We start from the raw sequence: 13424 nt of genomic DNA, 5'->3' as shown, positions 1-13424 counted from the left end.
TCGCCCCGGGTCGGGCGCGTGCGTAGCGTCGGGGGATGCCCGAGACGCTCGACATCGTCCACCTGCGCACGCTCGTGGCGATCGCCGACTGCGGCGGGTTCGGCCGGGCGGCCGTCGCCCTGCACATCAGCCAGCCGACGGTCTCGCAGCACGTCCGCACGCTCGAGCGGCGGCTCGAGCGCACCTTCATCGAGAAGGTCGGGCGCCGGGCCCGCTTCACGCCGGCCGGCGAGCGCCTCCTGGTGCAGGCCCGCCGGATCCTGGCCGTGCACGACGACGCGCTGGAGCTGCTCGACGCGGCGAGCGAGAACCCGCTCGCCCTCGGCCTGACCGAGCCGGCCGCGGAGCAGCTGCTGCCGCGCCTCCTCGAGACGCTGCACCGCGCCTTCGACGACCGGCCGCTCACCTTCACGCTCGACCGCTCCACCCACCTGGCGGAGGCGGTGGCCCGCGGCGTCGTCGATCTCGCGGTCATCCTCGGCGTGGGCGGCGACCTGCCGGGCCGCCAGGTCGCGACGCTGCCGCTCGACTGGTACTCGGCGCCCGGCTGGCAGCCGCCGGAGGACGCGCCGATCCCGCTCGTCGCCTACTCCGAGCCGTGCGGGATGCGCCAGCGCGCGCTGCAGCAGCTCGGCGCCTTCGGTCACGAGGTGCGGGTGGTCGCCGAGTCGACGGGGCTGGAGGGCGTGATCGCGGCGGCCCGCGCCGGTGTCGGAGTCGCGGTGCTGCCGACCGCGCACCGCGGCGCGGTCGCCGAGGGACTCGTCGAGCGCCACGACCTGCCGGCCCTAGGCTCGGTCAACCTCCGCCTCGTGTCGCGGCGCGGCCTGGCCCCGGACGTCGAGGACACGGCGCTCGCCGCCCTCGCCGGGGTCTTCGGCACGGTGCGCGCGAGGCCGGTCGCGGTGCCCGCGGGCGCGCGAGTGTGACCTCCGTCGCCGGCCGCCAGCGCGGGTGTGACGAATCGTTACCAACGATCGGGATCGCCGATCGGAACGCATCCGGAATCATCGTTGGACGCCCGGAGCACCCCGGCCGTAGCGTCGGAGCCATGACGTTCCCGCCCGCCCTCACCGCCGCTGCGCCGCTCGGCGCGACCGGTGCAGCGAGCCGCGGGAGCATCGGCACTCGAATGTCCTCGGACGGGAACCCCCTCGCGCCGGTGCGCGGATGTTCCTGTCCGGTCTCCCGCTGACGCCTCCGCGTCGCCCGACTCCTCCGCCCGACGGCCGGCCCTCGCCGCTCCCGTCCCGGCCTCTGCGCGCCGCCGCCCGCCTCCGCGGCCGCCGCGCGTCCCTCTCTCCGCGCCGTCCCGCGCTCCTCCGGCGTGCCCGCGCGCCTCCGATGCGCCTCCGCACCCTCTCGAAAGGACCTCCCATGACCGTCGAGTTCATCTCCGCGATCAACGTCAACCACTCCAACGAGGTCAACGGCCTCGCGGACCCGGCCATCGACGTGGCCTACCTGCGCCGCTACTCCCGGATCCTCGAGGACGGCGGCTTCGACTACACGCTGGTGCCCTACGGCTCGGCCGGGCACGACCCGTTCACGATCGCCGCCGCCGTGACCCAGTACACCGAGCGCCTGAGGCCGATCGTCGCGCTGCGGCCCAACACCGTCTACCCGACCGTCGCGGCGAAGGCGCTCGCCACCCTCGACCAGCTCTCGGGCGGACGGGCCGTCGTGCACTTCATCGCCGGCGGGAACGACCACGAGCAGGCCCGCGAAGGGGACCGGCTGAGCAAGTCCGAGCGCTACGCGCGGCAGGAGGAGTACCTCCGCATCCTCCGGAAGGTCTGGTCGGCGACCGAGCCGTTCGATCACGAGGGCGAGTACTACCGCTTCGAGGACTTCGTCTCGCGGGTGCGGCCGGTGCGCGGCACCATCCCCATCTCGGTCGGCGGCTCGAGCGACGAGGCCTACCGCCAGGGCGGCGCGCTCGCGGACATCTTCGGCCTGTGGGGCGAGCCGCTGGCCGACACCCAGCAGCAGATCGACCGGATCGCGGACGCGGCGCTCGCCGCCGGCCGCGCCGACACCCCGCGCACCTGGGTCACCTTCCGGCCGATCATCGCGCCGACCGAGGAGCTCGCCTGGGAGAAGGCGCACCGGATCCTCGGCATCCTGCAGAGCCGCGGCGGCACGACGAGCCCGCGGAAGGGCGAGAAGGGGCTCTGGGTGCAGACGCCGAGCGCCACCGGCCCGGCGAACGTCGGCTCGCAGCGCCTCCTCGACATCGCGCGGCGGAAGGACCTGCACGACCGGGCGCTCTGGACGCCGACCGCGACCGCCACCGGGGCGGCCGGCGCCTCCACGGCGCTCGTCGGCACGCCGGAGACGGTCGCCGCGGCGATCCTCGACTACGTCGACCTCGGTGCCGACCTGATCTCGATCCGCGGCTACGACAACCTGAACGACGCGGTCGACTACGGCCGGTACGTCATCCCTCTGGTCCGCGAGGAGCTCGCGCACCGCGGGGCGACCGGGCGCCGCGGCCAGGTCGTCGCGCAGCCGCCGCTCGAGGCCGAGCTCGCCGGGGCGATCGCGTGACGTTGCTCACCGGAGCGCCCGCCGCCGCGGTCCGCCCCGCCGTAGCCGTCCTCCCCGCGCCCGACCTCTCCGACCGCGCGCTCGCCCGGATCACGGCCCGCCTGGCCGAGACCGCCGAGCACTACGACCGCACCGCCGAGTTCCCCTGGCAGGGGATCCAGGCCGTGCACGAGGCGGGACTGCTCTCCCTGGGAGTCGGCACCCGCTACGGCGGCACGCCCGCCTCCACCGTCGACCTCGTCCGCGTCTTCGGCGCGCTCGGACAGGGCGACCCGGCGGTCGCGCTGATCTCGGCGATGACCGTGCTGCAGCACGCCGCGCAGGACCGCGCCGCGCTCTGGCCGGAGGAGCTCTACCGCTCGGTGCTCGCCGACTCCGCCGAGCGCCCCGTGCTGCTCAACGCGGTGCGCGCCGAGCCCGAGTGGGGCGCTCCGGCCCGGGGCGGCCTGCCCGCAACGACGATCCGCCGCGACGGCGACGGCTGGCTGCTCGAGGGCCGCAAGGGCTTCGCCACCGGCTCGGAGGGGCTGGCGTACCACCTGGTCTGGGCGGTCGATCACGGCGGGGCGTCGGGCGAGCCCGAGCTCGCGCACGCGATCGTGCCCGGCGACGCCCCCGGCGTCCGGATCGAGCGGACCTGGGACCACCTGGGCCAGCGGGCCTCGAGCACGCACGACGTGCTCTACGAGCAGGTGCGCCTGCCGTTCGAGCACTTCCGCGGGACGCCCCGCTCGCAGCTCGCGCCCGAGGCCGGAGCGGCCGGCGGTTTCGGTCTCGCGGTCGCGGCCCTCTACGTCGGCGTCGGACGGGCGGCGCAGAGCTTCTTCGTCCGCTTCGCGAACGAGCGGGTCCCGACCTCGCTCGGCCGGCCGATCGCCACGACGGAGCGGATCCGCTCGGTCGCCGGCGAGATCCAGGCTCAGCTGGTGCAGGCCGAGGAGGTGCTGCTCTCGCTGGCCGCGCGAGTGGACGCGGGCGATCCGCGCGCCGCCGAGCGCCTCGTGGTCGGCAAGCTGCTCGCCACCCGCTCGGCCGTCACCGCGGTCGAGACGGCCGTCGCCGCGCTCGGCAACCCCGGCCTCACCCGGCACCACCCGCTCGAGCGGCACCTCCGCGACGTCCTCGCCTCCCGGGTGCACCCGCCGCAGGACGACGCCGCCCTCCTGATCGCCGGTACGCGCTCGCTCGCGGCCGCCGCGCTCTGACAGCCGCGCTCCGACACCCCCGCACTCCGGCACATCCGCACTTCGACTTCTCTGCACGGGAGACCACCCTCATGACGTTCCACCGCTCACGCCCCCTCCGACGATCCGGCACCGCCGCCGCCGCGCTCGCCCTCGCCTCCGCGCTTGCCCTCTCCGCCTGCTCGGGCGCCTCGGGCGCGGGCGCCGTCTCCGACGACGCGACCCCCGTCGACGGCGGCCGGCTCTCGCTCGCCTTCTTCCCCGACAACGCCGCGTTCTCCTGCGTCGACCCGTTCCAGACCTACTGGATCGAGCACCGCACGGTGATCCGCAACGTCGCCGACTCGCTCACCGACCAGGACCCGGAGACCGGCGAGATCCAGCCCTGGCTCGCGACCGACTGGAGTGTCAACGACGCGGGCACGGAGTACACCTTCGACCTGCGCACCGACGTCACCTTCTCGGACGGCACGCCCTTCACCGCGGAGAGCGTGAAGACCTCGTTCGACAACGACAAGGCGACCCTCGCGCAGCTGCCCTCGGCCTACGGCGGCGTCTACCTCGCCGGCTACTCGGGCACGGAGGTCGTGGACGCCGACACCGTGAAGGTCGTCTTCTCCACGCCCAACGCCGCGTTCCTGCAGGGCACCTCGACCACCAACCTCGCCATCCTCGCCGCCTCCTCCTACGAGAGGACGCCCGAGGAGCGCTGCCTCGGCGGGATCGTCGGCTCCGGCCCGTTCACGCTGACCGAGTACACCCCCGGCACCGGCATCACGCTGGACAAGCGCGACGGGTACGCCTGGGGCTCGGCCCTGCGCGAGAACACCGGGGAGGCGCACCTCGACGGGATCGACATCAGCTACGTCGCGGAGGACAGCGTCCGTGTCGGGCAGCTGACCAGCGACGAGGTCGACATCGCCTGGCCGCGGAACCCGATCTCGGAGAACGACCAGGCCGTGATCACCGGCTCCGGCGACACCGTCGAGAGCCGCTCGCTGCCGGGCCCCGCGAGCAACTACTACCCGAACGTCGCCGAGGGGAAGATCCTCTCGGACGAGAAGGTGCGGCAGGCCGTGCAGAAGGCGATCGACCGCGAGACGTACGCGACGACGGTCTTCGGCGCCGGCTACCCGGCCGCGACCAGCATCTACAACACGACCACGCCGTTCTACACGGACGAGTCGTCGAAGCTCGCCTTCGACGCCGAGGGCGCGGGCGAGCTGCTGGACGAGGCGGGCTGGGAGCTCGGCGACGACGGCTACCGCTCGAAGGACGGGCAGCGGCTGACTCTCTCGGTGCCGATCGTCACCCAGTTCGGCGCCGGCGATCAGCTGATCCAGGACCAGCTGAAGCAGGTCGGCATCGAGCTCGAGCTGAACGTGATCACCAACGCCCAGCGCGCCGACGTGCTGAACGACGGCGACTACGACCTGATCTCGACCTACTACACGCGGGCCGATCCGGGAGTGATCCAGTGGATCATCGACTCCCGCTACGCCGGGTCGAAGGCGCAGGCGACGAACGGCCTCGACGCCGAGCAGGCCGCGACCGTGCAGGCCCTGCTCGACGAGGGCGTGCAGACGGTCGACACCGCGGCGCGCGCCGAGGTCTACGGCGAGCTGCAGGACTACCTGATCGACAACGCCCTGGTCTTCCCGTTCGCCGAGCGGGTGCAGCTGGCGGGCGTCTCGTCGGCGGTGCACGGCTTCCGCTTCACCTCGGAGGCGTTCGGCGACTTCGCCGACGCCTGGATCCAGCCGTGACCGCGCTCGGCTCGGCTTCGGCCCCGGCTGCGGCACCGGGGATCGCACCGGGGAGGCCGGGCACCCGCTCGGCCCCCTCGGGCCTCGGCCGCTACCTCCTCGGCCGGCTCGGCCAGGCGGTGCTGGTGCTCTGGGCCGCCTACACCGTGACCTTCGCGGTGCTGTGGCTGCTGCCGAGCGACCCGCTGGCGCTCCTGCTCTCGGCCAACAACGTCGAGGTGGACTCGCTCACCCCGCAGCAGCTCGCGGAGGCTCAGGCGCGCTACGGACTGGACCAGCCGGTCTGGCAGCAGTACGCGACGATGCTCGGCAATGCGCTGCGGGGCGACTTCAGCACCTCGATCACCAAGGGGATCCCGGTCACCGACCTGATCGCCGAGAAGCTGCCCGGCACCCTGCAGCTCAGCGCCCTGGCGATCGGCCTCGCGCTGATCGGCGGCACCGTGCTCGCCTACCTGGCGGCGTACGTCCGCTGGGCGCCGCTGAAGACGGTGCTCGGCCGGCTGCCCTCCGCGGGTGTGGCGTTCCCCGGCTTCTGGATCGGCCTGCTGCTCATCCAGTTCTTCGCCTTCTCGCTGCACCTGCTGCCCTCCACCGGCAGCGCGACCCCGGCGAGCCTGATCCTGCCGGCGGTGACCATGGCGATCCCGACCTCGGCGATGCTCGCCCAGGTGCTGATCCGGAGCTTCGCGGACGTCGAGGCGGAGGCCTACATCACCACGGCCCGCGCCAAGGGCCTCTCCCGCGGCGCGGTGCAGTGGCGGCACGCCTTCCGCAACGCCTCGCTGCCGACGCTGACGATCCTCGGGATCCTGGCCGGCAACACCGTCACGGGAGCGATCGTCGCCGAGACGATCTTCGCCCGGCAGGGCATCGGCACGCTCGCCCAGGAGTCGGTGCTCACCCAGGACGTGCCGGTCGTCCAGGCGATCGTCGTGCTGGCGGCCGTCGTGTTCGTCGGCATCAACCTCCTGGTCGACCTGCTCTACCCCCTCCTCGATCCGCGCATCACCTCGACACCGAAGGCGAGCCGACCATGACTCTCGAACTCACCCGGCCCGAGGCGCTCGTCGTCCCCGAGCCGCTCACCCGCGCGGCGCACGGCCGGGGTGCCCGCCGCGTGCGGATCCTCCGCCTGCTGCTGCGCCGCCCGGGCTTCGTCCTGGCGCTGGTCTTCGTGCTGTTCGTCCTGGCCTCGGCGATCGCTCCCGCGCTCTTCACCGGCGTCGACCCGACGGCGACCGCGCCGGCCGACAAGCTGCAGGTGCCGAGCCTCGTGCACCTCTTCGGCACCGACGAGCTGGGCCGCGACCTGTTCGCGCGGGTCCTGCACGGCGGGGCGCTGACGGTGCAGGCGACGGTGATCGCCCTCGCGATCGCCCTGGTCGGCGGGCTGACGCTCGGCGTGGTCTCCGGCTCCGCGGGTGGAGTGGTGGACGCGGTGATCATGCGGATCGTCGACGTGCTGCTCGCGATCCCCGGGCTGCTGCTCGCCCTGGCGATCGTGACGGCGATCGGCTTCGGCACGCTGCCGGTGGCGCTCGCCGTGGGGATCGGCATCCTGCCCGGCTTCGCGCGCACCACCCGCGCCGAGGTGCTCCGGGTGCGCACGCTGCCCTACGTCGAGGCCGCGCGCACCGGAGGTGCGAGCCGGCTGCGCGTGCTCGTGCGGCACGTGCTGCCCAACTCCTGGGGGCCGGTCGCCGTGCTGGCCGTGCTCGATCTCGGCACCGCGATCATCGCGATCGCCGCGCTGAGCTTCCTCGGCTTCGGCGCGGCGCCGCCCGCAGCGGAGTGGGGGACGCTGATCTCCAGCGGCCGCAACTACCTCGTCACCAGCCCGTGGCTCTCGCTGCTGCCGGGGCTCTTCGTCGGGCTGCTGGTCTTCGCGCTCAACCACGTGGCCAAGAGCCTCGAGGAGGTGCAGCGATGAGCGCCGGCGTGGTCCCCTCCGCAGGGCCCGCCGCGGCCGGCCCGCTCGTGCGGCTCGACCGGCTCAGCGTCGCCTACGGCGAGCGCACCGTCGTGCACGAGGTCTCGCTCGAGATCGCGCCCGGCGAGATCGTCGCCGTGGTCGGCGAGTCCGGCTCGGGCAAGTCGACGACCGCGAACGCTGTGCTCGGCCTGCTGCCCTCCGGCGGCCGGATCACCGGCGGGTCGATCGCGCTCGCCGGCGAGGACGTGACGCACGCGGCGGAGAAGCGGCTCCGGCACCTGCGCGGGCGGTTCGTCGGCCTCGTCCCGCAGGACCCGATGGTCGGGCTGAACCCGACGCTGCGCATCGGCGCCCAGGTGGCGGAGGCGGTGCGCCTGCGCGGCGTCGACCGCCGCTCCGTCGACGCCGAGGTGCTCGAGGCGCTGCGGCAGTCGGGCATCGACGATCCGGAGCTGCGCGCCCGGCAGTACCCGCACGAGCTGTCCGGCGGGCTGCGCCAGCGGGCGCTGATCGCGATCGCGCTGGCCGGGCGCCCGCGGCTGATCATCGCCGACGAGCCGACCTCGGCCCTCGACGTCACCGTGCAGAAGCGCCTGCTCGACCACCTGCAGTCGCTCGTCCGCGAGCAGGGCATCGCGCTGCTGATCATCACCCACGACCTCGCCGTCGCCGCCGACCGGGCCGACCGCGTCCTCGTGCTGCGCGAGGGACGGGTGGTGGAGCAGGGCCCGCCCGCGCAGATCCTGGTCGCGCCGAGGGAGGAGTACACCCGCGAGCTGCTCGCGGCGGCGCCCGGACTCGGCGGCGAGCTCGTGCCGCGCTTCGAGCACGTCGAGCCCGCTCCGGAGATCGTCCGGGTCGAGAACGTCGTCAAGGACTTCGAACTGCCGGGCCGCCGCCCGCCGTACCGCGCGCTCGACGACGTCTCCTTCTCGATCCGCGCGGGGCAGACCCTCGCGCTGGTGGGGGAGTCGGGCTCGGGCAAGACGACCGCGCTGCGGATCGCTCTCGGCCTCGAGCGGGCGTCGAGCGGCCGGGTGCTCGTGGAGGGGGAGGACCTCACCGCGGCGAGCGACCGGCAGTGGCGGCCGCTGCGCCGGCGGATCCAGCTGGTGCAGCAGAACCCGTTCGCCGCGCTCGACCCGCGCTTCACGGTGCTGGAGTCGGTCGTCGAGCCGCTGGTCTCCTTCCGGATCGGCGACCGCGCCTCGCGGCTGGAGCGCGCCCGCGAGCTGCTCGACCGGGTCGGGCTGCCCGGCTCCTTCCTCTCCCGGCTGCCGGCCGAGCTCTCCGGCGGTCAGCGCCAGCGCGTCGCGATCGCCCGCGCGCTCGCCCTCGGCCCGGACCTCGTGCTCCTCGACGAGCCGGTCTCCGCGCTGGACGTGTCCGTGCAGGCGCAGATCCTCGAGCTCCTGGTCGAGCTGCAGCGCGACCTCGGCGTCGCCTACCTCTTCGTCTCGCACGACCTCGCCGTCGTCGCCGAGGTCTCCCACGAGGTCGTCGTCCTCGACCGCGGGCGGGTGCAGGAGGCAGGCACCACCGCCCGCGTCTTCGGCGCGCCCGCGGCGGAGTACACCCGCACCCTGCTCGCGGCGATCCCCGGCCGAGCGGCGGTGCGCCCGTGAGCGGCCGCTTCCTCGTGATCGGCGGCGGGGCCGTCGGCTCCGTCCTCGCCGCGCAGCTGCATCTGGCCGGGCAGCCGGTCGTGCTCGTGGCGCGCGGGGAGCACCTGCGGCTCCTCCGCGAGAACGGGCTGCGCGTTCGCCGGCCCGCGGGCGACGAGATCGTGCGGCTGCCCGTCGCCGGTGGCCCGGCGGAGGCGGCGCCCGCGCGCGGCGATGTCCTCGTGCTCGCGGTGAAGGCGCAGGACGCGGAGGCGGCGCTCGCCGAATGGGCCTGGACCCCGCTCGCCGGGGGCGGGGCCGGCGCCGGGCTGCCGGTGCTGACCCTGCAGAACGGACTCGCCACCGAGGACAGCGCGCTGCGCCGCTTCGCCACGGTCTACGGGGTGTCGATCGGCATCGCCGCCAGCTTCCTGGTGCCCGGCGAGGTCGTCTCGCCCTCCTTCCCGACGGTCGGCGTGCTCTGGATCGGCCGGCACCCCGACGCCGCCGACCCGCGGGCGGAGGAGTACGCCGCGATCCTCCGCGGTGCCGGCTTCGCCGCCCGCGCCGTGCCCGACATCGGCGCCTGGAAGGCCCGCAAGCTGCTGGCCAACGCGGCCAACGGCCTCGACCTGTTCGAGGGCCCGGCCGAGCAGCACGCCGCCGCGCGCGAGCTGCTCGTCGCGGAGGCGCGCGCCGCCCTCGCCGCGAACGGCCTCGCGGTCGCTCCCGACGACGGCACCCGCCTCGCCGTCGATCCCGTGCCCGGCCACACCGCCGGCCGGCTGTCGACCTGGCAGAGCGCCGCCCGCGGCACGAGCAGCGAGATCGACCACCTCACCGGCGAGATCGTGCTGCTCGCCCGCCGCGCCGGCGTGCCGACCCCTCTGAACGAGCGCCTGCAGCTCCTGCTCGGCCGGCACGGCCGCGCCGCGGCTGCCGCGCCCCTCCCGCTCGCGGATCTGCTCGCCCCCGTCCCCGTGCTCGTCGAGTAGCGCCGTCCTCCTGCTGGTCGAGCAGCCCGGTCCTCATGCTGGTCGAGTAGCCCCGCAGGGGCGTATCGAGACCCACCCCCCTCCGAACACTCACCCGCCCGTCCTTCCGCCTTACCAAGGAGCCCCCCATGCCCCTCACCCACCCGCCCACCGCAGCCCGCGCCTTCGACGAGCCCGAGGGCATCGCCCAGCGCGGCACCCTCGTCGTCCTCGGCGGCCGCGGCGAGACCCCGGCCGTCTACGAGCGCTTCGGCACCCGCATCGCCCGCGACGCCTACCGCGTCCGCGCCTTCGGCGACGCGACGGCCCCCGGCGTCCGCGACGCCGCGCTCGCCGTCCTCCGCGACCCCGCGACCATCGCGCCGCTCGTGCTCGTCGGCTCCGACGTCGGCGCGGCGGTCGCCCTTGAGCTCGCCGCGACGGAGCCGGTCGACGCCGTCGTCCTCGCCGGCCTGCCCGTCCGCGCCGAGGGCGGCGAGGGGATCGGCGAGCGGACCGCCTGCCCGAACCACGCCGGCGTCCTCGAGCGCGAGACCGACTCCGCCGCTCGCTACGCCGCACCGCCGCCCGAGCTGCTCACCGTCGCCGCCAGTGCCATCACCGTCCCGCTGCTCGCGCTGCACGGCGCGGCCGACGCGATCAGCCCGCTCGCGGAGGCGGTCGCCGTCTACCGCACCGCCCCGCGGGCCGAGATCCACGTCCTCGCCGACGGCCGCCACGACGCGCTCAACGACGCGACGCACCGCTCGGCCGCCGCGACGGTGGTCCTCTTCCTCGAGCGGGTGAAGGCGTCGGCCGCCGCCGCGCCGATCATCGAGCGGATCGCGGAGTGAGCGCGCTCGCCCCCGCCGCGGATTCCACCGACGACACCGCCGTCGACCCCACCCCCGTCGAGATCACCGCCGACGTCCCCACCGCCGACCGCTCCGGCTGGTCACCCGGCGGTACCCCGCTCGGCGTCGTGCGCGCCCGCACGGTCGACGACGTCCGCGCCGCGCTCCGGCACGCCTCCGCTCACGGCATCCCCGTCGTCACCCGCGGCGCCGCCTCCGGACTCGCCGGCGGCGCGAGCGCGGGAGAGGGCGTGCTCGTCCTCGACGTCTCGGGCCTGGACCGCATCCTCGAGATCGACCCCGTCGACGGCGTCGCCCGCGTCGAGCCGGGCGTCATCACCGCCGATCTCGATCGCGCCGCCGCCGTGCACGGCCTCCTCTACGCCCCGGACCCGGGCAGCGTCGAGATCGCGACGATCGGCGGCACCATCGCCACCAACGCCGGCGGCCTGCGCGGCGCGAAGTACGGAGTCACCCGCGACGCCGTCCTCGCGCTCGACGTCGTCCTGGCCGACGGCTCGCTCGTCCACCTCGGCCGCGACACCGTGAAGGGCGTCGTCGGCCTCGACCTCACCGCGCTCGTCGTCGGCTCCGAGGGCAGCCTCGGCGTGGTGGTCGGCGCGACCCTCCGCCTCCTGCCCCGGCCGCGGGCGACCGCGACCGCGGCCGCCTTCTTCGCCGACGTCGCCGCGGGCGCCGAGGCCGCCGTCGCCCTCGCCCGCGCCGGCCTGCGCCCGAGCGTTCTCGAGCTGGTCGACGACCGCACGCTCGAGGCCATCGACGCCCTGCGCGGCTCCACCCTGGCCGGCCGCGGCGGCGCCTTCCTCCTGGTGCAGACCGACGGCTTCGGCGCCGCCGAGGAGATCGCCGAGATGCGCGCGGTGCTCGCCGCGACCGCGCTCAGCGTCGAGACCACCCTCGACCCGGCCGAGGGTCTCGCTCTCGCGAGCGCCCGCCGCGACGCCCTGCCCGCGATCGAGGCCCGCGGCCGCGTGCTGATCGAGGACATCGCCGTGCCTCGCTCCCGCCTCGCCGAGGCGATCCGCCGCGTGCACGCCATCGCCGCGGACACCGGCGCCGACGTCTACGTCTTCGCCCACGCCGGCGACGGCAACCTGCACCCGATCATCCGCCTGCGCGACGACTCGGAGCAGTCCCGCCGCCAGGCCGACGCCGCGGCCGAGGCCGTCTTCGCCCTCGCCCTCGAGCTCGGCGGCACCGTCAGCGGCGAGCACGGCGTCGGCGCCCTCAAGCGCGAGTGGGCCCGCCGCGAGCTCGGCCCCGACGTCGTCGCCCTGCAGCGCGCGGTGCAGCGGGTCTTCGATCCGCAGGGCATCCTGAATCCCGGTACCGCGCTGTGAGCGCACCCCTCGAGAGGACCGACATGACCACCACCCTCCGCTCCGACGTGCTCGTCACCCCCGACGAGCTGGAGGCGGCACTCGCCTCGCCCGAGCCGCCGCTCGTCCTCGACGTGCGCTGGCGCCTCGACCGGCCCGACGGCCGCCCCGCGTACCTCGAGGGCCACCTCCCCGGCGCCGTGTACGTCGATCTCGACCACGAGCTCGCCGCGCACGGCGCCCCCGAGGACGGCCGCCACCCCCTGCCCCCGATCGAGGCCCTGCAGGAGTCGGCGCGCCGCTGGGGCCTGCGTCAGGGTCAGGCCGTCGTCGTCTACGACGACCTGAAGAACCTCTCCTCCGCGCGGGCCTGGTGGCTGCTGCGCGCCGCCGGAGTCGCCGACGTGCGCCTCCTCGACGGCTCGCTCCGCGCCTGGACCGGCTCGGGCCGCGCGCTGGAGTCGGGCCCCGTTTCGCCGGTCGTGGGCGACGTCGAGCTGGCCTACGGCGCCCTGCCGGTGCTCGACATCGACGAGGCCGCCGCGCTGCCGTCCACCGGCGTCCTCCTCGACGCCCGCGCCCCCGAGCGCTACCGCGGCGACGTCGAGCCGATCGACCCGCGTGCCGGCCACATCCCCGGCGCTCTGAACGCCCCCGCGACCGGCAACGTCGACGCCGACGGCCGCTTCCTCGACGCCGCCGCCCTGCGCGCCCGCTTCGAGTCCCTCGGCGTCCGCCCCGACGCCCCCGTCGGCGTCTACTGCGGCTCCGGAGTCACGGCCGCCGCCGACGCCGTCGCCCTCACCCTCGCCGGCTTCGCCCCGTCCCTCTACCCCGGCTCCTGGTCCCAGTGGTCGACCACAGCCGACCGCCCCGTCGCCACGGGCCCGGACGCGTAGGGCGCCGCAGGCTGGTCGAGTAGCGCGCGGCGCACCCCATGCTGGTCGAGTAGCGCGCAGCGCGTATCGAGACCCACCCTCCGGGGGAGGGCCGACACCCGTGAGCACGTCGTCATCGCGACGAGCCGACACGGGATCTCGATACGCGCCCTGCGGGCGCTACTCGATCAGCATGAACTCCCTGCGCGTGGGCGTCGGCGTCGGGCGTCGCGCTTCTACAAGGCCGCGGGCGCCCCGTGCTGGCCGAGGACGCGGCCGCCCCATGCTGGTCGAGTAGCGCTCTGCGCGTATCGAGACCCGCCCCCGACCAGAACATC

At 75.0% G+C, this 13424-nt stretch carries 11 protein-coding genes; all 11 read left to right on the top strand.

Going from position 1 to position 13424, the window contains the following annotated elements; translation table 11 throughout:
* The first annotated feature begins 35 nt into the window (after positions 1–35).
* The 11 genes from EDF17_RS12860 to EDF17_RS12810 all read left to right on the top strand — a co-directional run bounded on the left by EDF17_RS12860 (position 36) and on the right by EDF17_RS12810 (position 13107).
* Positions 36–929, top strand: a complete 894-nt coding sequence (locus EDF17_RS12860) for a LysR family transcriptional regulator (RefSeq protein ID WP_123446078.1) — start codon at positions 36–38, stop codon at positions 927–929.
* A 448-nt stretch (positions 930–1377) separates the two neighbouring features.
* Positions 1378–2550 carry an LLM class flavin-dependent oxidoreductase gene (locus tag EDF17_RS12855; protein ID WP_123446079.1) on the top strand — a complete coding sequence of 391 codons (1173 nt, stop codon included), beginning with the start codon at positions 1378–1380 and terminating at the stop codon, positions 2548–2550.
* Positions 2547–3755 (top strand): acyl-CoA dehydrogenase family protein, encoded by a 1209-nt coding sequence (locus EDF17_RS12850; protein ID WP_243732882.1) that lies wholly within the window; start codon positions 2547–2549, stop codon positions 3753–3755. Before EDF17_RS12855 ends, EDF17_RS12850 begins: the two co-directional genes overlap by 4 nt.
* A 71-nt stretch (positions 3756–3826) precedes the next feature.
* Positions 3827–5500 (top strand): ABC transporter substrate-binding protein, encoded by a 1674-nt coding sequence (locus tag EDF17_RS12845; protein WP_123446081.1) that lies wholly within the window; start codon positions 3827–3829, stop codon positions 5498–5500.
* Entirely contained in the window at positions 5497–6540 is a 1044-nt protein-coding gene (locus tag EDF17_RS12840; RefSeq protein WP_243732881.1) for an ABC transporter permease, read from the top strand. Before EDF17_RS12845 ends, EDF17_RS12840 begins: the two co-directional genes overlap by 4 nt.
* Entirely contained in the window at positions 6537–7433 is an 897-nt protein-coding gene (locus EDF17_RS12835; RefSeq protein ID WP_123446082.1) for an ABC transporter permease, read from the top strand. The genes EDF17_RS12840 and EDF17_RS12835 overlap by 4 nt, the downstream gene beginning before the upstream one ends.
* Entirely contained in the window at positions 7430–9061 is a 1632-nt protein-coding gene (locus EDF17_RS12830) for an ABC transporter ATP-binding protein (protein WP_123446083.1), read from the top strand. Before EDF17_RS12835 ends, EDF17_RS12830 begins: the two co-directional genes overlap by 4 nt.
* Positions 9058–10035, top strand: a complete 978-nt coding sequence (locus EDF17_RS12825; protein ID WP_123446084.1) for a 2-dehydropantoate 2-reductase N-terminal domain-containing protein — start codon at positions 9058–9060, stop codon at positions 10033–10035. The genes EDF17_RS12830 and EDF17_RS12825 overlap by 4 nt, the downstream gene beginning before the upstream one ends.
* A gap of 128 nt (positions 10036–10163) precedes the next feature.
* On the top strand, positions 10164–10868 hold the full coding sequence (locus tag EDF17_RS12820) for a lysophospholipase (protein WP_123446085.1): 705 nt from the start codon (positions 10164–10166) through the stop codon (positions 10866–10868).
* Positions 10865–12229 carry an FAD-linked oxidase C-terminal domain-containing protein gene (locus tag EDF17_RS12815; RefSeq protein WP_123446086.1) on the top strand — a complete coding sequence of 455 codons (1365 nt, stop codon included), beginning with the start codon at positions 10865–10867 and terminating at the stop codon, positions 12227–12229. Before EDF17_RS12820 ends, EDF17_RS12815 begins: the two co-directional genes overlap by 4 nt.
* A gap of 23 nt (positions 12230–12252) precedes the next feature.
* The gene (locus EDF17_RS12810; RefSeq protein WP_123446087.1) at positions 12253–13107 is read left to right on the top strand and encodes a sulfurtransferase; all 855 of its coding nucleotides are present in this window, start codon (positions 12253–12255) and stop codon (positions 13105–13107) included.
* Positions 13108–13424: the final 317 nt, after the last annotated feature.

The sequence above is a fragment of the Rathayibacter sp. PhB1 genome (genome assembly GCF_004362935.1).
GTDB classification, from domain to species: domain Bacteria; phylum Actinomycetota; class Actinomycetes; order Actinomycetales; family Microbacteriaceae; genus Rathayibacter; species Rathayibacter festucae.
This window is presented reverse-complemented; position numbering and strand designations above follow the sequence as displayed.